Consider the following 26,570-nt stretch of genomic DNA (forward strand, 5'->3'; position numbering starts at 1 on the left):
AGAACAACGATGAGTGCAGTGATCAAAGATACCGCCCAGGCCCGTACCCTCGTCAGCCTGCGCAACCTGAACAAGCATTACGGCGATTTCGCCGCGGTCGACAACATCAGCCTGGACATCCAGGACGGCGAGTTCCTGACCTTCCTCGGCTCCAGCGGCTCGGGCAAAAGTACCACCCTGTCGATGCTGGCCGGTTTCGAGACGCCGAGCAGTGGCGAAATCCTGGTCGGCGGGCAATCGCTGGTCAACGTGCCGCCGCACAAGCGTGACATCGGCATGGTGTTCCAGCGTTATTCGCTGTTCCCGCATCTTTCGGTGCGCGACAACATCGCCTTCCCCCTGGCCATTCGCAAGCGCAGCGCTGCCGAACGCGACAAGCAGGTGGACGCAATGCTCAAGCTGGTGCAACTGGAGAAGTTCGCCCATCGGCGCCCGGCGCAACTCTCCGGAGGCCAGCAACAGCGCGTGGCGATCGCCCGGGCGCTGGTGTACGAGCCACGCATACTGCTGATGGACGAGCCGCTGGGGGCGCTGGACAAGAAGCTGCGTGAAGACCTGCAGGATGAACTGCGCCAGTTGCACCGGCGCCTGGGCATCACCATCGTCTACGTGACCCACGACCAGGAAGAAGCCATGCGTCTTTCACAGCGCATCGCGATCTTCAGCCACGGCAGGATCGTCGGCCTGGGGACCGGGTATGACCTGTACCAGAATCCGCCGAATGCCTTCGTGGCGTCGTTCCTCGGCAACTCCAATTTCCTGCGGGTGAAGGCCCATGGGAATGGGGCGGCGAGCTTCGAAGGGCAACCGGTGGCGATGCGTCTGACCTCCGGTGTGAGTGACGGCCAGGAAGTGTTGCTGATGGTTCGGCCGGAGAAGGCGCTGGCCTTGAGTCGTGAGCAGGCTGCCCAGGAAGCACTGCCAGCGGGCTGGAACGAAGTGACGGCGAAGGTCGGCGAGGTACTGTTCCTCGGCGAGAGCCAGACTTGCTCCGTGGTAACGGCTGGCGGCACGCAGATGACGGTGAAGGCGCTGTCTGCGGCCGGCATGTCGATGAAGCCGGGCGACGAAGTGAAAGTGCGCTGGGCCGTGGCGGATGCCTGTGTGTATACCGAGTGGCAGGAGAGTGATCTGAACAAGGCTGCCGGGGCACATTAAAAGCTGCGGCGAATGAAAAATCCCGGCCAATGGCCGGGATTTTTATTGTCTAGGAGATCATCGCTGGCAAGCCAGCTCCCACAGGTTCAGCGGGGCACGCGGATCCTGTGGGAGCTGTGAGGCCAGTCAGGCTGGCGCGGAGGTGCGGATCAGGTGATCGAAGGCCGCCAACGACGCCTTGGCCCCCTCGCCCACCGCAATCACGATCTGCTTGTACGGCACGGTCGTCACGTCACCCGCGGCGAACACACCCGGGATGTTGGTCTGGCCCTTGGCATCGACGATGATCTCGCCACGCGGGGTCAGCTCGACAGTGCCTTTCAGCCAGTCGGTATTCGGCAGCAGGCCGATCTGCACGAAGATCCCTTCCAGCGCCAGCTCATGCTCGGCATCGCTGGTGCGGTCCTTGTAGCGCAGGCCGTTGACCTTCTGCCCGTCACCCAGCACCTCGGTGGTCAGGGCGCTGGTGATGACCTTGACGTTGGGCAGGCTGTGCAGCTTGCGTTGCAGCACGGCATCGGCCCGCAGTTGGCTGTCGAACTCGATCAGGGTCACCTGGGCGACGATACCGGCCAGGTCGATGGCCGCTTCCACGCCGGAGTTGCCCCCGCCGATCACCGCCACGCGCTTGCCCTTGAACAGCGGGCCGTCGCAGTGCGGGCAGTAAGCCACACCGCGGCTGCGGTATTCCTTCTCGCCCGGTACGTTCATTTCGCGCCAGCGGGCACCGGTGGCGAGGATCACGGTTTTCGCCTTGAGGGTCGCGCCGCTGTTCATCCGCACCTGGTGCAGGCCGCCGTCGGTGGCGGGCACCAGGGCGTCGGCACGCTGCAGGTTCATGATATCGACGTCATACTGCTTGACGTGTTCCTCCAGCGCCGTGGCCAGTTTCGGGCCTTCGGTTTCCTGCACCGAGATGAAGTTCTCGATGGCCATGGTGTCCAGCACCTGGCCGCCGAAACGCTCGGCCGCGACACCGGTGCGGATGCCCTTGCGCGCAGCATAGATCGCCGCCGCCGCACCTGCGGGACCACCACCGATCACCAGCACGTCGAAGGCGTCCTTGGCGTTCAGTTTGTCCGCCTGGCGGGCGCTGGAGCCGGTGTCCAGCTTGGCGACGATTTCTTCCAGGCCCATGCGGCCCTGGCCGAAGACTTCACCGTTGAGGTACACGCTCGGCACCGCCATCACCTGGCGCGATTCCACTTCGGCCTGGAACAGCGCACCGTCGATGGCGACGTGGCGCACGTTGGGGTTGAGCACCGCCATCAGGTTCAGCGCCTGGACCACGTCCGGGCAGTTCTGGCACGACAGCGAGAAGTAGGTTTCGAAGTTGAACTCCCCTTCCAGCCCGGCGATCTGTTCGATCAGCTCGGCGCTGGCCTTGGACGGGTGCCCGCCAACCTGCAGCAGGGCGAGGACCAGGGAGGTGAATTCGTGGCCCATGGGAATGCCGGCGAAGCGCAGGCTGATTTCACCATTGGGGCGATTGAGCGAGAACGACGGGACGCGGGCGTCAGTGCCGTCCTCGCGCAGGGTAATGAGGCTCGACAGGCTGGCGATTTCGCGCAGCAGGTCGTGGAGTTCGCGGGACTTCGCGCCGTCATCGAGGGAAGCGACGATCTCGATCGGCTGGGTGACCCGCTCCAGGTAGGCTTTCAACTGAGTTTTAAGCGTGGCGTCCAACATACGGGCGATTCCTTTTTTCAATCGGTGTAAATGCAAACGCCCGGGCGAAAGCGCCCGGGCGTTTGTGCGGGGCGGGTACTGCAATCAGGTGCGGATGACCGCCCTCGACTTCGTCATGACCGGCTTAGATCTTGCCGACCAGGTCCAGCGACGGGGCCAGGGTGGCTTCGCCTTCTTTCCACTTGGCCGGGCAGACTTCGCCTGGGTGGGCAGCAACGTACTGGGCAGCCTTGACCTTGCGCAGCAGCTCGCTGGCGTCGCGGCCGACACCGCCGTCGTTCAGTTCGACGATCTTGATCTGGCCTTCCGGGTTGATCACGAAGGTACCGCGGTCCGCAAGGCCGGCTTCTTCGATCAGCACGTCGAAGTTGCGCGAGATGAGGTGGGTCGGGTCGCCGATCAGCGGGTACTGGATCTTGCCGATGGTTTCGGAAGTGTCATGCCAGGCTTTGTGGGTGAAGTGGGTGTCGGTGGACACACCGTAGATTTCCACGCCCAGCTTCTGGAACTCGGCGTAGTTGTCGGCCAGGTCGCCCAGCTCGGTCGGGCACACGAAGGTGAAGTCGGCTGGGTAGAAGAACACTACGGACCACTTGCCTTTCAGATCGGCGTCGGAAACCTGAACGAAGTTGCCGTTGTGGTAAGCGGTTGCGGTGAACGGTTTGACCTGGCTGTTGATGATTGGCATCGGTATCGCTCCTTCAGGGTTGGAAAAACTTGATGGAGAAATCCTAGCCAATAGAGCCGATCAATGCTCATTGGCAAAAATGATGTTGGTGATTGGTTTTGGCTATAACCGGTGAGTATTGATAGAAGAGATAGAAAGCGACGCGGACCCTGTGGGAGCGGGTTCACCCGCGATTACTTTAGTGAATTCACCATCGTAATCGCGGGTGAACCCGCTCCCACAGGGTCCGCGTCGTTGCAAAAGGGTCAGCGGGTCACGGTGCGCATGGTGACGAACTCTTCCGCCGCCGTCGGATGCACGCCGATGGTGTCGTCGAACTGCTGCTTGGTCGCGCCCGCCTTCAGTGCGATGCCCAGGCCCTGGATGATTTCGCCCGCCTCCGGGCCGACCATATGGCAGCCGAGCACGCGGTCGCTGTCGGCGTCGACCACCAGCTTCATCAGGGTCTTTTCCTGGACATCGGTAAGGGTCAGCTTCATCGGGCGGAAACGGCTTTCGAAGATCTTCAGCGAGTGCCCCGCCTGCAATGCCTGCTCCTCAGTCAGGCCGACCGTCCCGATCGATGGCTGACTGAACACCGCTGTGGGGATATTGGCGTAGTCCACCGGGCGGTATTCCTCCGGTTTGAACAGCCGCCGCGCCACCGCCATGCCTTCGGCCAGGGCCACCGGGGTCAGTTGCACACGACCGATCACATCGCCGATGGCGAGGATGGAGGATTCGTCTGTCTGGAACTTGTCGTCGACCCGGACGAAACTGCGCTCGTCCAGTTGTACCTCGGTGTTCTCCAGGCCCAGGTTGTCCAGCATGGGCCGGCGCCCGGTGGCATAGAACACGCAGTCGACGACCCGTTCGCGACCGTCCACCAGGGTCGCCTTGAGGCTGCCGTCGTCCTGCCGGTCGATGCGTGCGATGGCGGCGTTGAACTGAAGATCCAGACCGCGCTTCTCCAGCTCTTCCTTCAGATGGGTCCGTACCGAGCCGTCGAAACCTCGCAGGAACAGGTCGCCGCGGTAGAGCAAGGTGGTATCGGCGCCCAGCCCGTGGAAGATGCCGGCGAATTCGACCGCAATATAGCCGCCGCCGACGACCAGCACACGCCTGGGGAGATCCTTGAGGTAGAAGGCTTCGTTGGAGCTGATGGCCAGCTCGCGTCCGGGAATGTCAGGAATCTGCGGCCAGCCGCCGGTGGCGATCAGGATGTGCCTGGTCGAGTAGCGCTTGCCCTCGACTTCCACTTCATGGGGCGCGGTAATCCGTGCATGGCCTTCCAGCAAGGTCACGCCACTGTTGACCAGAAGGTTGCGATAGATACCGTTGAGGCGCTGGATCTCGCGGTTCTTGTTGGCGATCAGTTGTGCCCAGTCGAACTGCGCATCTTCCAGCGACCAGCCGAAACCGGAGGCCTGCTCGAACTCATCGGAGTAGTGCGCGCCGTATACCAGTAACTTCTTCGGCACACAGCCGACGTTGACACAGGTGCCACCCAGGTAGCGACTCTCCGCCACCGCCACCCGGGCGCCGAAGCCTGCGGCGAATCGCGAGGCACGCACACCGCCGGAACCGGCACCAATCACAAACAGATCAAAATCGTAGGCCATAACTCTCTCCTCGGCAGTGCGCCAGCATAGCGCCTGTTATCGCCATAAACAAAAGGGCCTGGAACACTGACGAATGAAAAGCTGTCGTCCAAGTCAAAAAAATGAATCCGTGCGGAGTCGGCTCAGTCAACCCTTGTGAACGCAGTAATCTGACGAGGTATAGCGATGACCATCGAAGCAGAGACACTCGTACAACTGACCGAAGCCCTGAAAAAACGCGGCATGCGCCTGCTGGCCGACATCAACTTCATTCGCGCGCCTTATCGTCGCAATCACCGCTGGGTCTGCTGCATCGCGCAGGCAGCCCGCAAGCCGCGCATCCTGCGTGCGTGAGCCAGAAAACAAAACGCCCGATACGAAGATCGGGCGTTTTGTCGGTAGCGGTCGGAACTCAGTAGGCCTTGCCGGTCTTGTAGAAGTTCTCGAAGCAGAAGTTGGTTGCCTCGATGTAGCCTTCGGCGCCACCGCAGTCGAAACGCTTGCCCTTGAACTTGTAGGCCATGACGCAGCCGTTCTGGGCCTGCTTCATCAGGGCGTCGGTGATCTGGATTTCACCACCCTTGCCCGGCTCGGTCTGCTCGATCAGGTCGAAGATATCCGGGGTCAGGATGTAGCGACCGATGATGGCGAGGTTCGACGGCGCATCTTCCGGCTTCGGTTTCTCGACCATGCTGTGGACGCGGTAGATATCGTCACGGATCATTTCGCCGGCGATGACGCCGTACTTGTTGGTTTCCTGCGGGTCGACTTCCTGGATGGCGACGATCGAGCAGCGGAACTGCTTGTACAGCTTGACCATCTGGGTCAGCACGCCGTCGTCGTCGAGGTTGACGCACAGGTCGTCGGCCAGGACCACGGCGAATGGCTCGTCACCGATCAGCGGACGGCCGGTGAGGATGGCGTGACCCAGGCCCTTCATCTCGGTCTGACGGGTGTAGGAGAAAGAGCACTCGTCCAGCAGGCGACGGATGCCGACCAGGTATTTTTCCTTGTCGGTACCCTTGATCTGGGTTTCCAGCTCGTAGCTGATGTCGAAGTGGTCTTCCAGGGCACGCTTGCCGCGACCGGTGACAATGGAGATTTCGGTCAGGCCGGCCTCGAGGGCTTCTTCGACGCCGTACTGGATCAGTGGCTTGTTGACCACCGGCAGCATTTCCTTGGGCATGGCTTTGGTTGCGGGCAGGAAGCGAGTGCCGTAGCCGGCTGCCGGGAACAAGCATTTCTTGATCATAAAAGTCCTTAACGAAGGGCTGTGCGTACGAAATTCGGCGCAGTCTAATCAGGCGGCATCAAGCTTACAATGCCCCGCCCGACCGCGCCCGCTGCCATCATAGAGAAATCCATGGGGAGATAGTTCCCACGGCTTGAAATTATTGGCCATGCGCCAGTATTCCAGCGACAAAAAGGCGCCATTTCCTGCGTGGGAAACGGCGCCATGACCATCGAATTTCAGGCTGATCGACTACTTGCCCGTGCCCTGTCCGACAAGCACACCCTCCACGGTCTGACCGTACAGGTTGACTCCGTCGTTGGCGTGGTACTTCAGTCGGGTTTTCTCCACCGAGCCCTCCACCAGCCTGGGATCCTGCGGCCGCTCGTGCTTGTTGATATAGGCTGCGACGTCCCACGCCTGCTGGTCGCTGAGGCTGCCGGGCTTGCCCAGGGGCATGTTGTACTTGATGAAGGACGCCGCCGTGTTGATCCGGTGCATGCCCGCGCCCCAGTTGTAGGAGTCCTTGCCCCATAGCGGTGGCATGACGTAATCATCGGCGACCTTTTGTCCCTCGCCATCAGCACCATGGCAAAGCGCGCATTGCTGCTGGTAGACCTGCTTGCCACGGGCGATGTCGTAGCCACCCGCAGGCTGGGCGACATCGGGATAGCCGCGACCCGGCGGCTCGACGCCGACCTGGGCCTTGCTGGCCAGCCAGTAGGAATACACCGACAAGGCGGTAATCTCATGGCTGTCAGCAGCAGGTGCCTTGCCGTTCATGCTGAACTGAAAACAGCCCTGGATGCGCTCGGCGTAGGTGTTGACCTTGTCGTTCTTCTTGCGGTAGGCCGGATACATCGGATAAGCGCCCCACAGCGGCGCGGAATGCGCCATGCGGCCCTGGTCGAGGTGGCAATTGCTGCACTTCATGCCGTTGCCGACATAGGCTGGCGCCAGGCGTTGGGTATCGACAAACAGCGCATAGCCATCCCTGACCATCTTCCCGAACGCGTTGTCAGGCAGTTCGCTTTGCGCCGGTGGCACGAAGACCGGAGCCTGGCTGGCCGGCGGCACCTTCAGTTGCGATTGGTCTTCCATGGCCACCTGTGCGGCATGAGCCAAACCCAGCGCGCAGGCCAATGCGGTACAAACGATTGCTTTCATGGCCTGGCCTCCTGCCCAGCGGCGAAGTACTCGGCGATCGCCTTGACCTCGTCATCGGTCATGGCCTTGGCCACGCCCACCATCAATTGATTCGGATCGTTGTGACGGCTGCCGTCACGCCAGGCGTTGAGCTGCGCGACCAGGTAGGTGGCCGGCTGCCGGGCCAGTGGCGGGAAGTGCTCGCCGACGCCAACGCCACCCGGGCCATGGCATTGCACGCAACCGGGGATCTGCCGGCTCCAGTCGCCGTACAGGGCCAGTTGTTCGGTCGGGTCGCTGGCCATCTGCTGGCGCCGGCTGCCGGGCGCCACGGGGGCTGGCATGGCCGCCAGGGTCTGGCTCACGGCGGCGATTTCATCGTCGTCCAAGGCCTTGGCCAGCGGCTCCATGATCGGATTCCTGCGGGTACCGTCGCGGAAATCGCGCAACTGCTTGCTGAGGTAGCCCGCCGGGAGGCCGGCAAGTCGCGGAAAACCGGCGGCGGCCAGGCCCAGGCCATCCGGGCCATGGCAACCCTGGCAGGCCATGGCGGCGGGATTGGCGCCTCCCTGGGCAAGGATCTTCTGGCCCGGGTCGGCATGAGCGGCCGGCAGAGAAAACAACAACAGGCTACTGATCAGGATTCGATCCACTGTGATCATCACGGCATTCCCTTTTTCTTCTGGTTATATGCTTAGACTCAAAAAATATAAGCCTATGGATAGTAGGGCTATTGTTCAGCCACTACAACGCCGGAAAGCACCAGAAAGGGGCATTTGGATCGGTGAATCGATTAACGAGAGGAGATTTCAAGGACTGCACAAAAACCCAGTCTGGGTTCACCCGCGCTCAAAGAACAAAACATAACCGTTGGAGTTGCAGGGATCGTGTGGGAGCGGGTTTACCCGCGATGACGTTAGTGAACCCACCATCGTAATCGCGGCGGTTCGGCGCTCCGATAAACCCGCTCCCACAGGGTTTTTGCGATGTTCTCTAGAACGCTGGTATCAGCCCGAAATGCACCGGGTGGCGGCGTTGTTGACGTCGGAAAGCCGCAGCGGGAAGTTGTTCAGGCGTTCGTGCAGCTTGATGGCGCTGCCATTGGAGCGTTCATTGATGTTCATCACCGCAGCAGGGGCGTCGGACAGCTTTTGCGGGACGATTACCCGGATCGAATTCTTCTCGCCTCGAGTCACCTGCAAGGGGTCACGGCTGTCCTTCAAGTGTTCCTGCACGCAGGTCAGGTACTGCTCGGGCGATTTGCCGGAAATCACGTCGAGGGTTTCAGGGCTCTGTTCCAGCTCGGCCACACTGGCACAACCGGTCAGCGTCAGTGCCAAGGCAGATACAAACCATTTCATCGAGAACCGCTCCTGCATATAAAAAAACTCAGACCGCTATTAGGCCAATTTGCTCCCTTGAATGTCAGATTTATCGTAAGGAATGTGACGAGTCCTACATTCCCCTCCCGTGCTTCTGTTATCGTGCCGCTTTGCCGAAATATCCCTTGCGGAGCCGCTACATGAAATTCGTACACCAGCGCGAGCATCTGAACGAAGACGATATCGTCGTTATCGAGTGCTCCCAGCGCTGCAATATCCGCCTGATGAACGACGCCAATTTCCGCAGTTTCAAGAATGGCGGGCGCCATACCTACCATGGCGGCGCATTCGACCGCTTCCCGGCCAAAATCACCGTGCCAAGCACCGGTTTCTGGAACATCACCATCGATACCGTGACCCAACGGCCGATCTCGGTGACCCGCAAGCCGGCCTTCACCCACAAGATCAAGATCATCCGTCGTTCATCGTCGCAGTTGAGATAAAAGCCCCATGAGCACCAACATCAAATACGTCATCAAGTACAAGCTCGACGGCGAGCGCCGCTGGGATTTCGCCGTCCTGGCGGACAATTCGCTGGCGCAGGCGCAGCAAGCATTGCGCAAGATCCACGGCGACGACGCCGACAAAATCACCGATATCCAGGTCAGCAAGGCACTCTGAGGTCGCTGGCCGTCGTAGAGGAGTTCACGGGTAATGAGCCGCTGGCCGGATTCACGCATCCTCGATCTGTTGGCAATTGATCTGCCGATTCTTCAGGCACCGATGGCCGGTGCCACCGGCTCGGCCATGGCGATCGCCGTGAGCGAGGCCGGCGGCCTGGGCGCCCTGCCCTGCGCCATGCTCGGCCCCGAGCAGATCCGCCAGGAACTGCACGCCTTCCGCCAGGCCAGCCGTGGCCCGCTCAACCTGAACTTCTTCTGCCACACCCCACCGCCCGACGATCCGGCGCGCATAGCGCGCTGGAAAGCAGCGCTCAGACCCTACTACGAGGAAGTCGGTGCCGACTTCGAGGCGCCGACACCGGTGTCCAGCCGCGCGCCGTTCGACGATAGTGCCTGCGCGCTGGTGGAGGAATACAAGCCCGAGGTGGTCAGTTTCCATTTCGGCCTGCCGCAGCCGCGCCTGCTGGCCCGGGTCAAGGCGACCGGGGCCCGGGTGCTGTCCAGCGCCACCACGGTCAGCGAAGCCTTGTGGCTGGAGCAGCAAGGCTGCGACGCGATCATCGCCATGGGCTACGAAGCCGGCGGCCATCGCGGGATGTTTCTCAGCGAAGACCTGAACAGCCAGGTCGGTACCCTGGCGCTGGTCCCGCAGATCGCCGACGCGGTGCGCGTGCCGGTGATTGCCGCCGGCGGCATCGGCGACGCCCGGGGCATCGCCGCAGCCTTCGTACTCGGTGCGGCAGCGGTGCAACTGGGCACCGCCTATCTGTTCTGTCCGGAGGCCAAGGTTTCCGCCATGCACCGCAGGGCCCTGCATACCGCACGGGAAAGCGACACGGCGCTGACCAACCTGTTTACCGGACGCCCGGCCCGGGGTATCTGCAACCGCATCATGCGTGAACTGGGCCCGATGAGTGAGCTGGCCCCGGCCTTCCCCCTGGCCGGTGGCGCCTTGATGCCGATCCGGGCGCTAAGCGAGCCAGCGGGCAACAGCGATTTCAGCAACCTGTGGTCCGGCCAGGCATTGCGCCTCGGCATCGAACGACCTGCTGCAGAACTCACCCGCACGCTCGCCGAACAAGCACTCACCATTCTTGGCCGTTGAAACAGGTCTTCCCGTTGGCAAGGACATCGCTATATATTTAGGTATATAGCGATTGGCCTTTACTCAACCCCGGAGTCGTTTCATGCGCAGCCACACCCCTCGCCTGGCCCTGGCCGGCCTGTTCACCCTGCTCGCCTTCAACCATGCGTGGGCCGATGAGGTCCAGGTCGCCGTCGCGGCCAACTTCACCGCACCGATCCAGGCCATCGCCAAGGACTTCGAAAAGGATACCGGTCACACGCTGGTCGCCGCCTTCGGCGCCACCGGCCAGTTCTATGCGCAGATCAAGAACGGCGCACCGTTCGAAGTGTTCCTCGCCGCCGACGACACCACTCCGGCCAGGCTCGAAAGCGAAGGCGCCACCGTCAAGGGCTCGCGCTTCACCTACGCCGTGGGCACCCTGGCCCTGTGGTCGGCCACGCCCGGCTATGTCGACGACAAGGGCGAGGTACTCAAGGCCAACCGGTTCCAGCACCTGTCCATCGCCAATCCGAAGGCCGCTCCCTACGGCCTCGCCGCCACCCAGGTGCTGGACAAGCTCAAGCTGACCGAAGCCACCCGGGGCAAGATCGTCGAAGGCCAGAACATTACCCAGGCTTTCCAGTTCGTCTCCACCGGCAATGCCGAGCTGGGCTTCGTCGCCCTGTCGCAGGTCTACCAAGACGGCAAGCTCGGCAGCGGCTCCGCGTGGATCGTGCCGGCCGAGCTTCACGACCCGATCCGCCAGGACGCGGTGATCCTCGAAAAAGGCAAGGCCAACCCAGCCGCCAGGGCGCTGGTGGATTACCTGAAAGGTCCGAAGGCTGCCGCCGTGATCAAGTCCTACGGTTACCAACTCTGATGCCGCTCGATGCCAGCGACTTCGGCGCAATCTGGCTGACCCTCAAGCTGGCGTCGCTGACCACCCTGCTCCTGCTGCTCCTTGGCACCCCCATCGCCTGGTGGCTGGCCCGCACCCGCTCGTGGTGGCGCGGGCCGGTCGGTGCGCTGGTGGCCCTGCCCCTGGTGCTGCCACCCACGGTGATCGGCTTCTACCTGCTGCTCGCTCTCGGCCCCCGCGGTTTCATTGGCAAGACCACCGAGGCCCTGGGGCTTGGCACCGTGGTGTTCAGCTTCAGCGGCCTGGTGATCGGCTCGGTGATCTACTCCATGCCTTTCGTGGTGCAACCATTGCAGAACGCCTTTGCCGCCATCGGCGATCGTCCGCTGGAAGTGGCCGCGACGCTGCGCGCCAGCCCGCGGGATACCTTTTTCAGTGTGGTGTTGCCGCTAGCCCGGCCCGGTTTCGTCACCGCCAGCATCCTCGGTTTCGCCCATACGGTTGGCGAGTTTGGTGTGGTGCTGATGATCGGCGGCAATATCCCCGACAAGACCCGGGTCGTCTCGGTGCAGATCTTCGACCACGTCGAGGCCATGGAATACGCCCAGGCGCACTGGCTGGCCGGGGCGATGCTGGTGTTCTCGTTCCTGGTGCTGCTGGCCCTGTATGGCAGTCGCCGCGGCAAATCGGCCTGGGGTGCAACATGAACGCGCAGATCCACGCCCGCCTCAAGGTAGCCCGCGGTGATTTCACCCTGGATGTCGACCTCGACCTGCCCGGCCAGGGCGTCACTGCGCTGTTCGGCGCCTCCGGCTCGGGCAAGACCACCTGCCTGCGCTGCCTGGCGGGCCTGGAACGGGCCGCGGATGCGCGCATCGAGGTCGCCGGCACGGTCTGGCAGGACTCGGCCCGGGGCATCTTCGTTCCGCCCCACCAACGTCCGATCGGCTATGTGTTCCAGGAAGCCAGCCTGTTCAGTCACCTCACGGTGCGCGACAACCTGGCGTTTGGCTACAAGCGCATCGATCCAGCACTGCGCCGGATCCACCTCGAACAGGCCTGCGAACTGCTGGGCATCGGTCACCTTCTGCAACGCAAGCCCACCACCCTGTCCGGCGGCGAACGCCAGCGCGTCGGTATCGCCCGGGCACTGCTGACCAGCCCGAGCCTGTTGCTGATGGACGAGCCCCTGGCGGCCCTGGATGGGCCGCGCAAGCGCGAGATCCTGCCGTATCTTGAGCGTCTGCGCGACGAGCTGCGGATCCCGCTGATATACGTCAGCCATGCCCAGGAGGAAGTCGCGCGCCTGGCCGATCACCTGGTGCTGCTGGAACAGGGCACGGTCCTGTCCAGCGGCCCGCTCAACCAGACCCTCGCCCGCCTTGACCTGCCCCTGGCCCGCGATGAAGACGCCGGGGTGGTGCTCGAAGGCCGGACCGGCGCCTACGACGAGGTCTACCAGCTCCTGGACGTCCATCTGCCGGACAGCACGTTGAAACTGCGCATTCCCCACGCGCCCCTGGCGCACGGCTCGGCCCTGCGTATCAGGATCCAGGCCCGGGACATCAGCCTCAGTCTGGCGGAGGACCCACGTTCGAGCATCATCAACCGCCTGCCGGTGACCCTGCGCGCCCTCTCCGACCAGGGCAGCCCGGCGCAGATGCTGGTCAGCCTCGACGCAGACGGGCATCCGCTGCTGGCCCGGGTCACGCGCTATTCCTGCGACCAGCTCGGCCTGCAACCTGGCCAGAAACTCTGGGCACAGATCAAGGGCGTGGCGCTGCTCGGCCAATAGCGCCAGGTGAATCCGCCAGGTCACAGTCCGGAGCTACAGCCCGGAATGAAACTCATTTATTAACCAAACTAAAACCTCACAAAAAAAGCGTTAATTATCGAAAGTTTCTCTTTTCACAAGAGAAATTTCCCATATTCGTTCAAGCCCCCTATGCTTGCGGGGTGCGAATCTCGCCAGGCGAAGTTCCCACCTGTCCGTCGACTCCCAATCCAGAAAAAGGCACCAGCAAATATTTTGCTCGGGGAATTAATTTTCAACGAATGCGTCTTTAATGAAGGGAAAGAGGGAAGCGCTTCCGGCGCCCCCATCCTCGGTGGGGTACTCGCCCGCGAGGCATTTCAAGTTACCAAGGAGAAATACATGCTGATACTCACCCGCAAAGTCGGCGAAAGCATCGTCATCGACGATGACATCAAAGTCACAATTCTGGGCGTCAAAGGGATGCAAGTGAGGATTGGCATCGATGCACCGAAAGATGTCCAGGTGCACCGCGAAGAGATCTACAAACGCATTCAGGCCGGCAGCCCTGCGCCGGAGAAAGGAGAAGGCAATCACTAAGGCTTCGGCCTGATTGCAGTCGCACGGATGCGCCTGTCCCTTGCCGGACACAAGCAGATTGCCGGGTCTAGCTCTCGGCCGGTGGTAATACCTGCCGGACCATGGCAACCAGTTGTTCGGGATCGAAAGGCTTGTCCAGCACAGCATCGAACAGCCCGGGATTTTCCCGGCCGACGCTGGCTTGCGCGCCACTCATGAGAATGATCGGCAGCGTATTGAACTGGGGGTCGACGCGAAGCTTCCTGGCGAGCTCCTCGCCATTCATCAACGGCATCATATAGTCGGTGATCAGCAGTTCGACCCGAATTTTCTCCTGTGGCTCCTCTGCGTTCTCGTGTTGGTCCGGCTTCAGGATCTTCAGCGCGCCCAGCCCGTTGCTGGCTTTCTTCACCTGATACCCCGCCTCCTCAAGGATAAACTCGAGGATATCGCAGATCACGTATTCGTCATCGACCACCAGGACTGTGCTCATATCGTCACACTGCGGCCCTCAGGACCGCTCCAGTGGCTGGGCAGTACCCGACAACACCGCGGCAGCCTCGTTGAATGCCTTGTGCAATTGCATCCCGTCTTCGCCGAAGCGGACCTCCAGCAACGCCGGGTCGTAAAGACTGTCACGCACCTTGAGGATCGACAGCACACGCTTGAGCTGCGAATTCAGCTCGACGAAGCGCATCAGCAGCAAATTGTCGACGACGCTCGACAGCTCCGGTGCCGGGGCGATGATTTCCGAACCGAACAGGTCGCGCATCTCCCAGGTCGCCAGCACCGTCACGTCGCGGGCACGCAGTTCACCCATCAGCGCACGAAAGAATCCATTGAGGCGTTCCGGACGGGTGGCCAGCCGGGTGAACCCGCCAAGGTTGTCGATGAGCACGCGCTTGCTTCCATGGGTTGCCACCTGCCGCAGCAAGCGCGCGCCGACATCGTCGAGCAACCCTTCGGTGGTGGGTTGCCAGGCAATCTGCAGTGCGCCTTCGCGCTCCATTGCCGCGAAGTCGAGCCCCAGGCTGGCAGCCTTCATGCGCAGGCGAGTGGCCGGCTCATAGAAACCGAAATGCAGCCCGGGCGCGTCGGGTGTGGCTGCGCCCAGGAAACTCAGGCCCAGGGAGGTCTTGCCACTGCCCGAAGGCCCCATCACCAGGGTCACGGAACCCTGCGCCAGCCCACCCTTGAGCAGATCGTCGAGGGAAGGTGCGCCGGTGCCGACACGGACGAAGGTCTCGCTGCCCGCCCCCGAGGGGTGCCCGTACAGGGCCTCGAGACGCGGGTAGACCTGCAGGCCATCGTCGGTTATTTCGCATTCGTGCAGGCCGGACAGCGCCGCGCTGCCGCGGGTCTTGCGCAACTGGATACGCCGTACCGCCCGGGCGCCGTGCAGGTCCTCGCCCAGTTCGATCACACCGTCGACCATGGTGTGTTCGGGGCAGTCCTCCTCGAAATGGACACTGGTCAGCAGCAACAAGGTACAGCCGGCGAAGGCGGCATGGGCCTGCAGTTCGGAAATGAATTTCTTGGCGTCGAGCGCGGTCTGCGCCCGCGAGCGGGCGTTGAGCAGACCGTCGATGATCAACAGCGAGGCACCGTGGCGGGCGATCTCCCCGCGCAACAGGCGCACCACCGCTTCCAGGCCGTCCTGCTCTAGGGTATCGAAGGCACTGAGATACTGGATCTGTTCGCCGATCTTCGCCGGGTCGAAAAACGACAGGGTCGACAGGTACTGGAACAGTCGCTCATGGGATTCGCTGAGCAGGGTCGCCACTAGCACCCGGCCGCCGCGCTGCACATGATTGAACGCCAATTGATTGGCCAGCACCGTCTTGCCCGAGCCGGGACGGCCCTGGACGATGTAGGCGGCGCCAACGACAAGACCGCCCTTGAGCAGGTCGTCGAGCCCCTGGATCCCGGTCACTAGACGCTTGAGCTGTTCCACCTTGGTTGTTCCTCCCCGTTGGCCGGCAGCGGGATGCACAGGGTCATGCAGGTGCCTTTGCCCGGCTCGCTGTCGACCCAGATCCCGCCATTGCTTTGCCTTGCAAAACCGTATACCTGGCTCAGGCCCAGGCCAGTGCCCTTGCCGAAACCCTTGGTGGTGAAGAACGGCTCGAAAATCCGCGGCAGCACCTCGGCGTCGATACCGGTGCCGGTATCGATGACGCTGATCGCAGCGAAATCACCTACCAGGCCATCACGCTCGCCCTGCAACCGGCGATTGCCGGCAACGATGCGGATCTCCCCGCCCGCCTCCATCGCGTCGCGGGCGTTGAGCACCAGATTGAGCAACACCATCTGCAACTGCCCGGCGTCCACTTCGACCGGGGCCAGGTCCTCGTCGCACAGCACATGCAGTTCGATATTCTTCGGCAAGGCCTGGTGCAGCAGTGCGTGGATGGACTCGATCACCTCGGCAAGATCGACCCGTACCACGTTGAGCTCCTTGCGCCGGGCAAAGCTGAGCAATTGCTGGGTCATCTGGCTGCCGCGCTGGCCGGCATCGAGAATATGCTCGAGCATGCGCCGGGTACGTTGCGGATCGGAGCTGTTGAGCGCCAGCCTGGCCGAGTTGAGGATGATGGTCAGCAGGTTGTTGAAGTCGTGGGCCATGCCCCCGGTCAACTGGCCAAGGGCCTCGAGCTTTTGCGACTGGAACAGTTGGGCGCGCATGGCATCCAGTTGCAGCGCGGCCTCGCGCCGGTCAGTGATGTCGCGGGTGATCTTCGCCAGACCAATTATCTCGCCCTCCCGCGAGCGCACCACATCCAGCACCACCAGGGCCCAGAAACGCGTGCCATCCTTGCGCACGCGCCAACCCTCGTCCTGGGCGCGGCCCTTGCTCAGGGCCTGGCTGACGAGAGAAGCGGGACGCCCGTCGGAACAATCCTGCTCGCTGAAGAACAGCGAGAAATGCCGTCCGATCACTTCCTCGGCCCGGTACCCCTTGATGCGCTCGGCACCGGCGTTCCAGGAAATGATGCAACCATTGAGGTCCAGCATATAGATGGCGTAGTCGACCACCGTCTGTACAAGTTGCTCGTACAGGCCGGCATTCATGCTATGCAGGTCGACGCGTTCGGATGGATCCATTTCGGGGTCCGCTGGCTAGGGTTGGACGATAACTACAGCATACGCTGAGGACGACCTGAAAAGACGCCTGCTCCAGCAGCGGAGTTCCCCTTTTTGCAGTAATAGGCCGCCGCAACCCATAAATATGCCCCGCAACCATTGCGCTGGATCAAGGTATAGCGCGATTGTAGGCACTGCGCCTGCCGACGTGACGGCAAATTGCTATAGTTCGCGCCCCCGGGTATCGACAAGACGAGCGGTTGAGGAAAGGGATCTTGGTCATCAACATACGCATGCAACGCATTCACGACGATCTGGAAACCACCGCCGACGGCATGGAACAACTGGCTCGCGGCCTGGCCGGGCACGCCGTCTATCTGCAGCATTCGGTGCATGCAGGCGATGCTGTCGAAGTCAGGGCACGGGTCAGCGGCCTGACCGACTCGATCAACGAGCTGCGCGCCGTGGCCAACAGCATCGAATTGCGCTAGGCCGCCCGGATGCTTCCCGAACATCCCGCGGCACTGCGCAGCCTCAAGGCACGGCGCCTATATCGGCGGCATGGCCAGGTCGGTCTGTTCTTCGTTGGCGGTCTCTCGGTGCTGGCCGGCATGACCGATGCCATCGGTTTTCTGGCCAGCGGCGACTTCGTTTCCTTCATGAGCGGCAACACGACGCGCCTGGCGGTGGCTGTCAGCGAAGGCCATTTCGGGCTGGTGCTGCGCCTGGGCCTGCTGGTAATCACTTTCGTCCTTGGCAATGCCCTGGGCGTAATGATCGCCCGCTCCAGCCGCAAGCGCGCCTGGCCGTTGCTGGTCCTGACCTCTCTGCTATTGCTGAGCGCAGCCTTTTGTGGCGACTACCTGGAACTCCTGGCGCTGCTGGCGGCGATCCTTGCCATGGGCATGCTCAATGCCGCCGTGGAGGAAGTGAACGGCCTGCCCATCGGCCTGACCTATGTCACCGGCGCCCTTTCCCGTTTCGGCCGGGGCCTTGGCCGCTGGCTGATGGGCGATCGTCGCGCCGGCTGGCGCATGCAGCTGGTGCCATGGGGCGGCATGCTGTTCGGCGCGGTCCTTGGCGGCTGGCTGGAACATCGGCTGGGATTCGCCGCGCTGCTGTTCAGCAGTGCGCTGGCGGCCCTGATCGGCTTGGCTTCGCTGTTCATTCCACGACGTTGGGTGCAGCGCTATATGGCGCGTTGAAGCGGCTTGCCCGTTGACTGGAATATAACGATGAGTTATAAAGCGCGCTTGCTTCGAGCAGCTTCTTGAAGCTCGGACAACCTGCGAGTGTGGTGGAATTGGTATACACAGCAGACTTAAAATCTGTCGGCGCAAGCCTTGCGGGTTCGAGTCCCGCCACTCGCACCACCTTCCGGAAAGCGCCCTCCATGGGGCGCTTTTTTCATATCTGCCAGTCGCTTACCGGTGATCGAGGAAACCAAACCCGAAACATGCGGTCATAACCTTGCCATCGACCCTATCGCGTCGATTCGAGGACATCACCGTGTTAACCCGCCTGACCCAGTTTTCCCTGCTTGCCGCGATCCTGCTTTCCGCCGGCTGTGCCCATCACCATCATCATGACCGCGACGACGGCTGGCGCGGCGGTGACCGCGATCAGCGGCGCTGGCACGACGACGACCGCCGCCGCTATGACGACCGTTACGACTACCGTCGTGACGACCGCCGCTACCGCGATGACGACTGATATCCCTGACACACGATCGCTTCAACGACCCTGAGGTTTCTGCCATGCGTCTCACACTGCCTACTCTTGCTCTAGGTTTCCTGATCTCCCAGGCCGCGCTGGCCGGTGACGGCACCACCGCCATTGGCGGCGGCCTCGGCGGCGCGCTGGGCAACGTGGTTGGACAACAGATCGGCGGCAGCACCGGCGCGGCCATCGGTGCCGGCCTGGGTGGCGCTGCCGGTAGCGCCGTCGGTGCGAAGAAAGGCAATCGTACCGAAGCCGCGATCGGCGGTGGCCTTGGCTCGGCCGGTGGCTCGGTGCTGGGCGGCAAGGTCGGCGGCTCCACCGGCTCGACCATCGGTGCAGGCCTCGGCGGGGCTGCGGGCGGCGCGCTGGGCAATCACCTGGCCGATGACGATCGCCACGACTCCGGCAAGCACAAGCATAAGCGTCATCATCGCGGTCATTGATAGCGCGGCGCTTTGCGCTGTGTTCTCGACGTGCAGTGCTCTCGACAATGGGAGCATTGCACAGCCCAAGGCATATCCCACGCATTGACTCAAGCATTCGTCTGACCCAAGCTTGGCGCTTTTCCGTAATCCCCGTCCGGATCACGCATGCCCCGACCGCGTATCTACCTGTTCGCCGGCCTCGCCCTGCTATTGCTGGCGGGCCTGGGCAGCCTGGCGCTGCAAAAGGACCCTCCGGCACCCAATCCGGCACTCCAGCACTCCTACGTCAAGGCCCTGGCCCAGGCGCATAATGGCCTGCCCGGAGCTGCCCGGGTGCTGTACCAGCAACTCGGGCGCGACGACCTGTCGGCCATCCGCCGCGCCAGCCTCTACGCAGAACTGCCCAACTATCCGTCTCCCCAGGCCCTGAAACTGGCCAGCCAGGACCTGCGTAACGACGAGCCCCTGGTACGTCGCGCCGCCCTCGAGGCCATCGCCGCCATGGTCCCGGCCAACCAGCGCAGCCTGCTCCTCGGCCCATTGCTCGACGATGAGGACGACAGCGTACGCTTCGCTGCGGTGGACGCCCTGGCAGGCTTGAGCCCCGATGACATCGGCCTGTACTTCGCACCGTTGCAGAACGTGCTCGACCAGTACCAACTGGCCCTGCAGACGCGCAGCGACGATGTACAGGACCAGGTGCACCTGGCCCGCCTCTATCTGCAGGAGCGCGACTTCCCCGCCGCCGCCAGCGCACTGGACCAGGCGCTGAAGCTGGAGCCGGAGAACCTCGAGGCCATAGCCACCCGGGTACGCCTGCTCGACAGCCAGGGCCAGGGCGAAGGCTCGCGTGCGGTATTGGCCGAAGCCTTGCAGCGCTATCCTGATTCCGCCTTGCTGCAATATGAACTGGGCCAATGGCTGCTGCGTCATCAGCAGGACGAATACGCCCTGCTGGCGTTTTCCAGGGCGGTGGAGCTGGAGCCGGACAACAGCGACTATCGCTATACCCTGGCGGTCAGCCTGCACAGCCTCGACCAGCTCCAGGTGGCGCAAAAGCAGCTGGAAACCCTGCTCGCCCGGCAGCCGGCCAATCGCAAGGCGCGGGTACTGCTGATCGAGTACTGGAAGGAAAGCGGCCAGTTGCAGAACGTGCAGATCCTCCTGGCCCAACTGGAGCAGCAGAACCCCGACGATCCCCTGGTCCAGCAAGGCCTCTGACGCTACCGGCGTCCTTCGCGCAATCGGTTTGAACCCGCGCTTTCACGGCGCGGTCCAGAGAGAGTGCATCCGCTGCAGATGAAACGCTGCCCGGGGCGCTTTCCAAGGAGATCGACCGTGAATCATTCGTCAGCCAACAGCGAGCGTGCGCTGATCCTGGCGCCACCGCCGATCAGCGACCACACCCGGAACCTGCTGGAACAGGCCGGGCTCATTGCCCTGGCCATGGGCAATGTCGAGGAGCTGGCCGACGCGCTTGACCAGGGTGCAGGCCTTGCGATCATTGCCCGGACATGCCTGGAAGATGCCGAATCCTCGCGGCTCGAATGCCACCTGCGCAGCCAGCCATTATGGTCGGACCTGCCGGTAGTGCTGATCGGCGACGGCGATCAAACCATGGCTTGCAATGCGCATCTGCGCCTGGCCCTGGGCAATCTGTTCATCCTGCCCTGCCCCTTTGCCGACCAGGCCCTGCTGGACCTCGCCCACACCTCCCTGCGTGCCCGGCGTCGCCAGTACTACAGCTGCCAGCAAGGACTGGAACTGGCCAGCCTGCAGCGTCGGACCGAAGAGCGGGTTCGCCATTTGCGCGAAGAAGAGCAACGCCTGCACCAGAACCAGAAAATGGAGGCCATCGGCCAACTGGCCGGCGGCGTGGCCCATGACTTCAACAACCTGCTCACCGGCATCGGCGGCAGCCTGGAATTGATCCGCCAGCGCATCAGCCAGCAACGCCCGGAGGACGTTCCCAGGCTGGTGGACATGGGCCTCACCGCGGTGCAACAGGCCGCCAGCACCACCCATCGCCTGCTGGCCTTTTCCCGGCGCCAGTCGCTGGACGACCGCCCGGTGCAACTGGCCGCTCTGCTGGAGCACAAGCGCCTGAGCGACCTGGTCGGCCCGGGCGTACGCCTGAAGCTACGCATCGATAAGGAACTGTGGCCGGCCAGGGCCGATGCCCGGCAATTGCAGGAAGCGCTGGACAACCTGCTGGTCAATGCCCGCGACGCCTTGCCCGATGGAGGCGAGGTGCGCATCGAGGTCAGCAATCTCCATCTGCTGCGTCCCTTGCCCGAAGCCCATCCTTTCGATGGCAACGATTTCGTCCGCATCAGCGTCACCGACAACGGTTGCGGCATGTCGCAAAGCACCCTGGAACGCGCATTCGATCCTTTCTTCTCGACCAAGGGCAGCGGCCAGGGCTCCGGCCTCGGCCTGTCCATGGTCTACGGTTTCAGTCGCCAGTCCCACGGTCATGTCAGCCTGCACAGCCGCATGGGCCAGGGCACCGAGGTGGAGCTGCTGCTGCCGCGCCATCATCCGGAAAACGCCCCAGCTTGCGCTGCTGCAGCATGCCCGGCCGACGGAGGGCAGCCATGACCCAGGCACAACGCCCTGTTGAACTGAGCCAGGTCGAACCGGTCAGTGCCCTGCGCGTGCTCACGGTCAATGTGCACAAGGGCTTCAGCCCGCTGAATCGTCGCTATGTGCTGCCGGAGCTGCGCGAGGCGGTGCGTGCGCATCACGCCGACGTGGTATTTCTCCAGGAAGTGCTCGGCAGCCACAGCCGTCATGCCCAGCGCCATCCGGGCTGGTCGCCGTTGCCGCAATACGAGTTCCTGGCCGACAGCCTGTGGCCGATGTTCGCCTACGGTCGCAATGCGGTGTATCCCGAGGGCGAGCACGGTAACGCCCTACTGTCGAAGTTTCCCATCCTCGAACACCACAACTTCGATGTCAGTGTCGATGGCAGCGAGCAACGCGGCCTGCTTCATTCGGTGCTGGCCCTGCCCGGCGAACGCCGGTTGCACACCATCTGCGTGCACCTGGGGCTCGACGAGCGCCAGCGCACCCAGCAACTGCATTTGCTGTGCGGCCTGCTCGACACCCTGCCCGAGCACGCACCGGTGGTGATCGCTGGCGACTTCAACGACTGGCGCCAGCGTGCCGACGCCCTGCTCGCCAGTCGCGGCCTGTTCGAGGTGTTCACCCGCGCCTACGGCGCACCAGCGCGCAGCTTCCCGGCGCGCTGGCCACTGCTGCGTCTTGACCGAATCTACCTGCGCAATGCCCGGGCCCATGAGCCTCGGGTGATGTCGCGTAAACCCTGGTCGCATCTGTCCGACCACCTGCCACTCTGTGTCGAGGTCCTGTTATGAGCACCGAATGGCGTGCGGAAAACGAAGTGCAGCTACTGATCAACGGCGAGGAATATTACCCGTCGGCGTTCGAGGCCATCCGCCAGGCCCGCGAAGAAGTGCTGCTGGAAACCTTCATCATCTACGAGGACAAGGTCGGCCTGGAACTCCAGCAGGTACTGATCGAGGCCGCCCAGCGTGGGGTGCGGGTGCAGGTATTGGTGGACGGCTACGGTACCGCCGAGCTGAGCCGCGAGTACCTCCAGGCGCTGTTCGATGCCGGTGTGGACCTGCAGGCCTTCGACCCGAGTCCGATGCGCCTGGGGGTGCGAACCAACCTGTTCCGCCGCCTGCACCGCAAGATCCTGGTGATCGACGGTTCGCTCGGCTTTATCGGCGGCATCAATTACTGCGCCGACCATCTCGGCGATTTCGGCCCCCTGGCCAAGCAGGACTACGCGGTCCAGGTACGCGGCCCGATCGTCGATGACCTGCGCAAGGCAACCCTCAAGCTGCTCGACAGCCACGCCCGCATCGGCCAGCGCAACCGCGCCTGGTGGCGCCGGGCGCCGGTATTGGAGCCAGACAGCGAACAGGCGCAGATGCGCCTGATCATCCGCGACAACAACGAGCACCCCACCGACATCGAGCAGCAATACCTGCGCGCCATTGTCAGCGCCCACGAGCGCATCATCATTGCCAACGCCTACTTCTTCCCCGGCTACCGCCTGCTGCGTGCCTTGCGCAATGCCGCGCGGCGCGGGGTGGACGTGACCCTGATCCTGCAAGGGATGCCGGACATGCCCTGGGTACGCCTGTGCTCGCGGCTGCTGTACAACTACCTGCTGCGCGACGGGGTGAAGATCCATGAATATTGCGAACGACCGCTGCACGGCAAGGTGGCCCTGGTGGACCGGCACTGGAGCACCGTCGGCTCCAGCAATCTCGATCCACTGAGCCTGTCGCTGAACCTTGAAGCCAACCTGGTGATCCGTGACGAAGCCTTCAACCAGCGCCTGTTCGAACACCTGGACGAACTGCGCAACAAGCGCTGCAAGACGGTAAGCCTGCAACGGGTGCTGCGCGGTTACTGGTGGCGCGCGCCGCTGATTTTCCTGACGTTCCACTTCACCCGTTACTTCCCGGCGCTGGTCGCCGGCTTGCCGGCGCACAAGCCGCGGGTAAAGCCGCTGTACCAGGATGCTGAAACCGTGCAGGAGCGCCTCTCTTGAAAAAGACCTTGTGGAAACGCGCGCGCCAGGCGCTGACGGTGCTGTTCTTCATCCTGGTCCCGGTGTTGCTGTTCATGCTCTTGCGCAACCAGGATTGGGGCGAAGTCTGGCATGCGTTGACGTCCTACCGGCCAACCGTGCTACTCATCGCCCTGGGTTTCGTAGTGTGCAGCTTCGTCCTGTTCAGCAGCTACGACCTGCTCGGTCGCCGCTATACCGGTCACCGCTTGCCGGCGCGCCAGGTGTTGCCCCTGGCGTTCGTCTGCTATGCCTTCAACCTCAACCTGAGCGCCTGGGTAGGCGGGGTTGCCCTGCGCTTTCGCCTGTACTCGCGTCTGGGACTGGACACCCCGACCATCACCCGCATCCTGGGTTTCGGCCTGGTCACCAACTGGCTGGGCTATTTGCTGGTCGCCGGTTGCCTGTTCACCCTCGGCTTTCCCAAGCTTCCCGCCGGCCTGGAGATCGGCAGCAGCGGCTTGCGCGTGATCGGCATTGCCATGCTGATCGTGGCCATCGGCTATCTGCTGGCGTGCCGCTTCGCCAAACGGCGGGAGTGGAACATACGCGGTCAGCAGATCACCCTGCCCTCCTGGCGCCTGGCCGCGCTGCAAGCGCTGATGGGTGCCGGCAACTGGTGCCTGATGGGCCTGGTGATCCATACCCTGTTGCCGGAAAAGGCTGGTTATCCGACCTTGCTGGCGACCCTGATGGTCAGCAGCATCGCCGGGGTGATCACCCATATTCCGGCGGGGCTAGGCGTGCTGGAAAGTGTGTTCATCACCCTGCTGCAAGGTCAATACAGCCAGGGCACGCTGCTGGCGGCACTGATCGGCTACCGCGCCGTGTATTTCCTGCTGCCGCTGCTGGTCGCCTGCGTCACCTACCTGGTATTGGAGCGGGTAGCCGCCCGTCAACGCGGCCGTGCTGGCACGTCGGCGACCGAGGGCGGGACTGGCTGAAGCATGCTGGCGACCTTGCGCAGCAGCGCGTTCAGGTCGAACGGTTTGACGAGCAGGTCCATGCCCTGCTCGTCCAGCCCGCTGGTGTTGAATGATTCACGGGTAAAACCGGTGATGAACAGAATCCGCTGCCGGGGCGCGCGAGCACGCACCGCCTTGGCCAGCTCGATACCGCTGAGCCCGCCGGGCAAGCCTATGTCGGTGATCACCAGGTCGGGGGATCCGGCGCTTTCATACAGGGCCAGGCCACTGCTGGCATCCCCTGCCTCCAGCACTTCTAGCCCCTGGTCCTGCAAGGATTCACGAATGACCATGCGCAATACCGGCTCGTCGTCGATCAGCAGGACCCGCAGCCGACCGGCCGGCATGCTCAGGGGCGCCTGCGGTTGCGTGGGCTCTGGCTGCGGTTGTGGCAGGGGCAGGTCGGAGCCGATGAAACGCGGCAGGAGCAGCTCTATGCAGGTGCCCTTGCCCTCTTCGGAAACGATGCGAACGCTGCCACCGGACTGGCGCACGAAGCCATACACCATGGACAGGCCAAGACCACTGCGCTCGCTCGCAGGCCGGGTACTGAAAAAGGGATCGAAGGCCCTGGCGGCCACCTCCCGCGACATGCCGCAGCCGTTGTCCTCCACCCTCAGGCAGCAATAATCGCCCGGTGGCAGGTCGACGCCGGGCAGCGCACTGTAATGCCGTTCGTTGCAGGTGCTGATCTTCACCCAGCCCCGGGGGCGCATGGCATCGCGCGCATTGGCACACAGATTGATCAGGGCGTTTTCCATCTGGCTGACATCCACCTCGATCAACCAGGGACGCGGGTCCACCTGCCAGCGCAGCTCGATATCCGGACCGATTGCCTGGTGAATCATCGGTTCGATATTCGTCAGCAGGTCGTTGAGATCCGCCGGGCGCGGTGACAATGGCTGGCGACGGGAGAATGCCAGCATGCGCCGGGTCAGCTCGGCGGCGCGATCGGCGGCCTGGCGGGCGGCGTCCACGTATTTGTCGATAGTGTCCACGCGCCCCTGGGCCACGCGGCGCTCGAGCAATTCGAGGCTGGTGCTGATACCGGTCAGCAGATTGTTGAAGTCGTGGGCCACGCCAGCGGTCAACTGACCCACCGCTTCCATTTTCTGACCGTGACGCAACAGCTCCTCGGCCTGGAGCAAGGCGTCCTCTCGTTCGCGGGCCTGGGTGATATCGTGGCCCAGCAAGGTGGTAAAGTCCGAGCCGGGCATGGCGCCCAGGCTGAATCGACGGTAATGCCCGTCGACATGCCGCAAGCGCCCCTCGCCGCTCGGCTGGGCGCCCTGGAGGAGCTGCCGGACGACGAGGTGGTCATCCGGGTGCAGCATGTCCAGCAGTGACCGGCCATGCAGGTCGTCATCCCAACCCAGCAGTTGCCGGCAGGCCGGGTTGAACGTGCGCAGGCGCAGATCCTCCTGCACCACCAGCATCAGGTCGCTGGACAGCTCCCACAAGCGGGTGTGGTCGGCCGTCCGTTCCTGCACCTGGCGCTCGAAGGATCCGGCCAGCTCGCGCCATTGCCGCTCGGACTCGACGCTGCTGGTGGTTTCAAGCACGGTGTCGAGAAATCCGGCGACCTGGCCGCTCTCATCGCGCACCGGGCTTGCGGAAAAAGTGAAATAGACCTGTTCGAGCGTGCCGTTGCGGCTGGTAACCAGCGGGAAGTTCTCGAGAAAGACCGCTTCCCCCTCCATGACCCGGAATACCAGCTCGCCCACTTCGCCCCAGATATCGCTCCATACCTCATTGAACGGACGGCCCAGCGGGTTCGGCTTGTTTCCCAGGATGGGCACGAAGGCGTCGTTGTAGAGCGTGATCATATCGCTGCCCCAGACCAGGCAACTGGGGAAGCGCGACGCCAGCATCAGGTCCACGGCGATGCGCAGCGAATTGGGCCAGCGATGCAGGGGGCCGAGCGAGGTGCCGCTCCAGTCGAACTGGCGTACCGCCTCGCTCATGCCCTGGGCCTGGACCGGACGAGGTGCGAGATGAATGATATGCATCG

The 26,570-nt window shown here is 63.1% G+C and carries 29 protein-coding genes and 1 tRNA gene; 19 read left to right on the top strand and 11 right to left on the bottom strand.

The genetic code is table 11. The annotated features are described in order from the left end of the window. The first annotated feature begins 9 nt into the window (after positions 1–9). Positions 10–1,158 carry an ABC transporter ATP-binding protein gene (locus ACPFMA_RS16405; RefSeq protein WP_064304142.1) on the top strand — a complete coding sequence of 383 codons (1,149 nt, stop codon included), beginning with the start codon at positions 10–12 and terminating at the stop codon, positions 1,156–1,158. A gap of 126 nt (positions 1,159–1,284) precedes the next feature. Here the strand turns inward: ACPFMA_RS16405 and ahpF are convergent, their stop codons facing one another. From ahpF to gorA, 3 genes are all read right to left on the bottom strand, one after another. Further along, the gene (ahpF, locus tag ACPFMA_RS16410) at positions 1,285–2,847 is read right to left on the bottom strand and encodes an alkyl hydroperoxide reductase subunit F (RefSeq protein WP_425928235.1); all 1,563 of its coding nucleotides are present in this window, start codon (positions 2,845–2,847) and stop codon (positions 1,285–1,287) included. A 124-nt stretch (positions 2,848–2,971) separates the two neighbouring features. Then, positions 2,972–3,535 (bottom strand): alkyl hydroperoxide reductase subunit C, encoded by a 564-nt coding sequence (gene ahpC, locus ACPFMA_RS16415; protein WP_009407126.1) that lies wholly within the window; start codon positions 3,533–3,535, stop codon positions 2,972–2,974. Positions 3,536–3,780: 245 nt separating this feature from the next. Continuing rightward, positions 3,781–5,136, bottom strand: coding sequence for a glutathione-disulfide reductase (gene gorA / locus ACPFMA_RS16420; protein WP_425928236.1), 1,356 nt, complete (start codon positions 5,134–5,136; stop codon positions 3,781–3,783). A 165-nt stretch (positions 5,137–5,301) separates the two neighbouring features. Here gorA and ACPFMA_RS16425 point away from each other — a divergent pair, with 165 nt between their 5' ends. Next, a complete protein-coding gene (locus ACPFMA_RS16425; RefSeq protein ID WP_425928237.1) occupies positions 5,302–5,469 on the top strand; it encodes a hypothetical protein in 168 nt (55 codons plus the stop codon). Positions 5,470–5,527: 58 nt separating this feature from the next. Here the strand turns inward: ACPFMA_RS16425 and galU are convergent, their stop codons facing one another. The 4 genes from galU to ACPFMA_RS16445 all read right to left on the bottom strand — a co-directional run bounded on the left by galU (position 5,528) and on the right by ACPFMA_RS16445 (position 8,853). Further along, positions 5,528–6,367 (bottom strand): UTP--glucose-1-phosphate uridylyltransferase GalU, encoded by an 840-nt coding sequence (galU, locus tag ACPFMA_RS16430; protein ID WP_009407129.1) that lies wholly within the window; start codon positions 6,365–6,367, stop codon positions 5,528–5,530. Positions 6,368–6,598: 231 nt separating this feature from the next. Continuing rightward, the gene (locus ACPFMA_RS16435; RefSeq protein ID WP_425928238.1) at positions 6,599–7,513 is read right to left on the bottom strand and encodes a c-type cytochrome; all 915 of its coding nucleotides are present in this window, start codon (positions 7,511–7,513) and stop codon (positions 6,599–6,601) included. After that, the gene (locus ACPFMA_RS16440; protein WP_425928239.1) at positions 7,510–8,154 is read right to left on the bottom strand and encodes a c-type cytochrome; all 645 of its coding nucleotides are present in this window, start codon (positions 8,152–8,154) and stop codon (positions 7,510–7,512) included. The genes ACPFMA_RS16435 and ACPFMA_RS16440 overlap by 4 nt, the downstream gene beginning before the upstream one ends. Positions 8,155–8,499: 345 nt before the next feature. Continuing rightward, positions 8,500–8,853: a hypothetical protein gene (locus ACPFMA_RS16445; RefSeq protein ID WP_064304137.1), complete on the bottom strand. Its 354-nt coding sequence runs from the start codon at positions 8,851–8,853 to the stop codon at positions 8,500–8,502. A 161-nt stretch (positions 8,854–9,014) separates the two neighbouring features. Here ACPFMA_RS16445 and ACPFMA_RS16450 point away from each other — a divergent pair, with 161 nt between their 5' ends. The 7 genes from ACPFMA_RS16450 to csrA all read left to right on the top strand — a co-directional run bounded on the left by ACPFMA_RS16450 (position 9,015) and on the right by csrA (position 13,775). Beyond that, complete coding sequence (locus tag ACPFMA_RS16450) at positions 9,015–9,317, top strand: DUF1883 domain-containing protein (protein ID WP_009402597.1); 303 nt, start codon at positions 9,015–9,017, stop codon at positions 9,315–9,317. Between the two features lie 7 nt (positions 9,318–9,324). Further along, positions 9,325–9,495, top strand: a complete 171-nt coding sequence (locus ACPFMA_RS16455; protein ID WP_425928240.1) for a hypothetical protein — start codon at positions 9,325–9,327, stop codon at positions 9,493–9,495. A 33-nt stretch (positions 9,496–9,528) separates the two neighbouring features. Next, entirely contained in the window at positions 9,529–10,602 is a 1,074-nt protein-coding gene (locus ACPFMA_RS16460) for an NAD(P)H-dependent flavin oxidoreductase (protein ID WP_425928241.1), read from the top strand. A gap of 82 nt (positions 10,603–10,684) precedes the next feature. Continuing rightward, positions 10,685–11,443: a molybdate ABC transporter substrate-binding protein gene (gene modA / locus ACPFMA_RS16465; protein ID WP_425928242.1), complete on the top strand. Its 759-nt coding sequence runs from the start codon at positions 10,685–10,687 to the stop codon at positions 11,441–11,443. Beyond that, the gene (modB, locus tag ACPFMA_RS16470; RefSeq protein WP_425928243.1) at positions 11,443–12,129 is read left to right on the top strand and encodes a molybdate ABC transporter permease subunit; all 687 of its coding nucleotides are present in this window, start codon (positions 11,443–11,445) and stop codon (positions 12,127–12,129) included. The genes modA and modB overlap by 1 nt, the downstream gene beginning before the upstream one ends. After that, positions 12,126–13,217 (top strand): molybdenum ABC transporter ATP-binding protein, encoded by a 1,092-nt coding sequence (gene modC, locus ACPFMA_RS16475; protein WP_420058872.1) that lies wholly within the window; start codon positions 12,126–12,128, stop codon positions 13,215–13,217. Before modB ends, modC begins: the two co-directional genes overlap by 4 nt. Before the next feature lie 360 nt (positions 13,218–13,577). Further along, positions 13,578–13,775, top strand: coding sequence for a carbon storage regulator CsrA (csrA, locus tag ACPFMA_RS16480; RefSeq protein ID WP_064304133.1), 198 nt, complete (start codon positions 13,578–13,580; stop codon positions 13,773–13,775). Positions 13,776–13,842: 67 nt separating this feature from the next. Here the strand turns inward: csrA and ACPFMA_RS16485 are convergent, their stop codons facing one another. The 3 genes from ACPFMA_RS16485 to ACPFMA_RS16495 are packed head-to-tail and all read right to left on the bottom strand — an operon-like array spanning position 13,843 to position 16,859. Further along, the gene (locus tag ACPFMA_RS16485) at positions 13,843–14,247 is read right to left on the bottom strand and encodes a response regulator (protein WP_009402610.1); all 405 of its coding nucleotides are present in this window, start codon (positions 14,245–14,247) and stop codon (positions 13,843–13,845) included. Positions 14,248–14,265: 18 nt separating this feature from the next. After that, complete coding sequence (locus ACPFMA_RS16490; protein ID WP_064304132.1) at positions 14,266–15,708, bottom strand: ATPase domain-containing protein; 1,443 nt, start codon at positions 15,706–15,708, stop codon at positions 14,266–14,268. Further along, on the bottom strand, positions 15,687–16,859 hold the full coding sequence (locus ACPFMA_RS16495) for a two-component system sensor histidine kinase NtrB (protein WP_420058870.1): 1,173 nt from the start codon (positions 16,857–16,859) through the stop codon (positions 15,687–15,689). Before ACPFMA_RS16495 ends, ACPFMA_RS16490 begins: the two co-directional genes overlap by 22 nt. A 254-nt stretch (positions 16,860–17,113) precedes the next feature. On the opposite strand from ACPFMA_RS16495, the gene ACPFMA_RS16500 reads away from it, so the two are divergent. From ACPFMA_RS16500 to ACPFMA_RS16545, 10 genes are all read left to right on the top strand, one after another. Then, positions 17,114–17,329, top strand: coding sequence for a hypothetical protein (locus tag ACPFMA_RS16500; protein WP_205884614.1), 216 nt, complete (start codon positions 17,114–17,116; stop codon positions 17,327–17,329). A gap of 9 nt (positions 17,330–17,338) precedes the next feature. Next, positions 17,339–18,043, top strand: coding sequence for a YoaK family protein (locus tag ACPFMA_RS16505; protein ID WP_425928244.1), 705 nt, complete (start codon positions 17,339–17,341; stop codon positions 18,041–18,043). Between the two features lie 83 nt (positions 18,044–18,126). Next, positions 18,127–18,211: transfer RNA gene (locus tag ACPFMA_RS16510), tRNA-Leu, on the top strand. Between the two features lie 136 nt (positions 18,212–18,347). Then, positions 18,348–18,551, top strand: coding sequence for a hypothetical protein (locus ACPFMA_RS16515; RefSeq protein ID WP_100228124.1), 204 nt, complete (start codon positions 18,348–18,350; stop codon positions 18,549–18,551). A 44-nt stretch (positions 18,552–18,595) separates the two neighbouring features. Further along, entirely contained in the window at positions 18,596–19,003 is a 408-nt protein-coding gene (locus tag ACPFMA_RS16520) for a glycine zipper domain-containing protein (protein WP_009402621.1), read from the top strand. 147 nt (positions 19,004–19,150) lie between these two features. Then, entirely contained in the window at positions 19,151–20,206 is a 1,056-nt protein-coding gene (locus ACPFMA_RS16525; protein ID WP_425928245.1) for a tetratricopeptide repeat protein, read from the top strand. 117 nt (positions 20,207–20,323) lie between these two features. Then, on the top strand, positions 20,324–21,586 hold the full coding sequence (locus ACPFMA_RS16530) for an ATP-binding protein (protein ID WP_425928246.1): 1,263 nt from the start codon (positions 20,324–20,326) through the stop codon (positions 21,584–21,586). Beyond that, positions 21,583–22,365, top strand: a complete 783-nt coding sequence (locus tag ACPFMA_RS16535; RefSeq protein WP_064304127.1) for an endonuclease/exonuclease/phosphatase family protein — start codon at positions 21,583–21,585, stop codon at positions 22,363–22,365. The genes ACPFMA_RS16530 and ACPFMA_RS16535 overlap by 4 nt, the downstream gene beginning before the upstream one ends. Beyond that, positions 22,362–23,576, top strand: a complete 1,215-nt coding sequence (gene clsB, locus ACPFMA_RS16540; RefSeq protein WP_420058865.1) for a cardiolipin synthase ClsB — start codon at positions 22,362–22,364, stop codon at positions 23,574–23,576. Before ACPFMA_RS16535 ends, clsB begins: the two co-directional genes overlap by 4 nt. After that, positions 23,573–24,538 carry a lysylphosphatidylglycerol synthase domain-containing protein gene (locus ACPFMA_RS16545; RefSeq protein ID WP_425928247.1) on the top strand — a complete coding sequence of 322 codons (966 nt, stop codon included), beginning with the start codon at positions 23,573–23,575 and terminating at the stop codon, positions 24,536–24,538. Before clsB ends, ACPFMA_RS16545 begins: the two co-directional genes overlap by 4 nt. Here ACPFMA_RS16545 and ACPFMA_RS16550 read toward each other — a convergent pair. Next, the gene (locus ACPFMA_RS16550) at positions 24,490–26,568 is read right to left on the bottom strand and encodes a response regulator (RefSeq protein ID WP_425928248.1); all 2,079 of its coding nucleotides are present in this window, start codon (positions 26,566–26,568) and stop codon (positions 24,490–24,492) included. The genes ACPFMA_RS16545 and ACPFMA_RS16550 overlap by 49 nt on opposite strands. Between the last annotated feature and the right edge of the window lie 2 nt (positions 26,569–26,570).

The organism is Pseudomonas sp. NyZ201, from assembly GCF_049860765.1.
Taxonomy (GTDB): Bacteria; Pseudomonadota; Gammaproteobacteria; order Pseudomonadales; family Pseudomonadaceae; genus Aquipseudomonas; species Aquipseudomonas bharatica.

Excerpts from the sequence above, each read along its gene's own strand:
- ACPFMA_RS16405 (WP_064304142.1), top strand. The coding sequence starts at position 10 with ATGAGTGCAGTGATCAAAGATACCGCCCAGGCCCGTACCCTCGTCAGC.
- ahpF (WP_425928235.1), bottom strand. The coding sequence starts at position 2,847 with ATGTTGGACGCCACGCTTAAAACTCAGTTGAAAGCCTACCTGGAGCGG.
- ahpC (WP_009407126.1), bottom strand. The coding sequence starts at position 3,535 with ATGCCAATCATCAACAGCCAGGTCAAACCGTTCACCGCAACCGCTTAC.
- gorA (WP_425928236.1), bottom strand. The coding sequence starts at position 5,136 with ATGGCCTACGATTTTGATCTGTTTGTGATTGGTGCCGGTTCCGGCGGT.
- ACPFMA_RS16425 (WP_425928237.1), top strand. The coding sequence starts at position 5,302 with ATGACCATCGAAGCAGAGACACTCGTACAACTGACCGAAGCCCTGAAA.
- galU (WP_009407129.1), bottom strand. The coding sequence starts at position 6,367 with ATGATCAAGAAATGCTTGTTCCCGGCAGCCGGCTACGGCACTCGCTTC.
- ACPFMA_RS16435 (WP_425928238.1), bottom strand. The coding sequence starts at position 7,513 with ATGAAAGCAATCGTTTGTACCGCATTGGCCTGCGCGCTGGGTTTGGCT.
- ACPFMA_RS16440 (WP_425928239.1), bottom strand. The coding sequence starts at position 8,154 with ATGATCACAGTGGATCGAATCCTGATCAGTAGCCTGTTGTTGTTTTCT.
- ACPFMA_RS16445 (WP_064304137.1), bottom strand. The coding sequence starts at position 8,853 with ATGAAATGGTTTGTATCTGCCTTGGCACTGACGCTGACCGGTTGTGCC.
- ACPFMA_RS16450 (WP_009402597.1), top strand. The coding sequence starts at position 9,015 with ATGAAATTCGTACACCAGCGCGAGCATCTGAACGAAGACGATATCGTC.
- ACPFMA_RS16455 (WP_425928240.1), top strand. The coding sequence starts at position 9,325 with ATGAGCACCAACATCAAATACGTCATCAAGTACAAGCTCGACGGCGAG.
- ACPFMA_RS16460 (WP_425928241.1), top strand. The coding sequence starts at position 9,529 with ATGAGCCGCTGGCCGGATTCACGCATCCTCGATCTGTTGGCAATTGAT.
- modA (WP_425928242.1), top strand. The coding sequence starts at position 10,685 with ATGCGCAGCCACACCCCTCGCCTGGCCCTGGCCGGCCTGTTCACCCTG.
- modB (WP_425928243.1), top strand. The coding sequence starts at position 11,443 with ATGCCGCTCGATGCCAGCGACTTCGGCGCAATCTGGCTGACCCTCAAG.
- modC (WP_420058872.1), top strand. The coding sequence starts at position 12,126 with ATGAACGCGCAGATCCACGCCCGCCTCAAGGTAGCCCGCGGTGATTTC.
- csrA (WP_064304133.1), top strand. The coding sequence starts at position 13,578 with ATGCTGATACTCACCCGCAAAGTCGGCGAAAGCATCGTCATCGACGAT.
- ACPFMA_RS16485 (WP_009402610.1), bottom strand. The coding sequence starts at position 14,247 with ATGAGCACAGTCCTGGTGGTCGATGACGAATACGTGATCTGCGATATC.
- ACPFMA_RS16495 (WP_420058870.1), bottom strand. The coding sequence starts at position 16,859 with ATGGATCCATCCGAACGCGTCGACCTGCATAGCATGAATGCCGGCCTG.
- ACPFMA_RS16505 (WP_425928244.1), top strand. The coding sequence starts at position 17,339 with ATGCTTCCCGAACATCCCGCGGCACTGCGCAGCCTCAAGGCACGGCGC.
- ACPFMA_RS16520 (WP_009402621.1), top strand. The coding sequence starts at position 18,596 with ATGCGTCTCACACTGCCTACTCTTGCTCTAGGTTTCCTGATCTCCCAG.
- ACPFMA_RS16525 (WP_425928245.1), top strand. The coding sequence starts at position 19,151 with ATGCCCCGACCGCGTATCTACCTGTTCGCCGGCCTCGCCCTGCTATTG.
- ACPFMA_RS16535 (WP_064304127.1), top strand. The coding sequence starts at position 21,583 with ATGACCCAGGCACAACGCCCTGTTGAACTGAGCCAGGTCGAACCGGTC.
- clsB (WP_420058865.1), top strand. The coding sequence starts at position 22,362 with ATGAGCACCGAATGGCGTGCGGAAAACGAAGTGCAGCTACTGATCAAC.
- ACPFMA_RS16550 (WP_425928248.1), bottom strand. The coding sequence starts at position 26,568 with ATGCATATCATTCATCTCGCACCTCGTCCGGTCCAGGCCCAGGGCATG.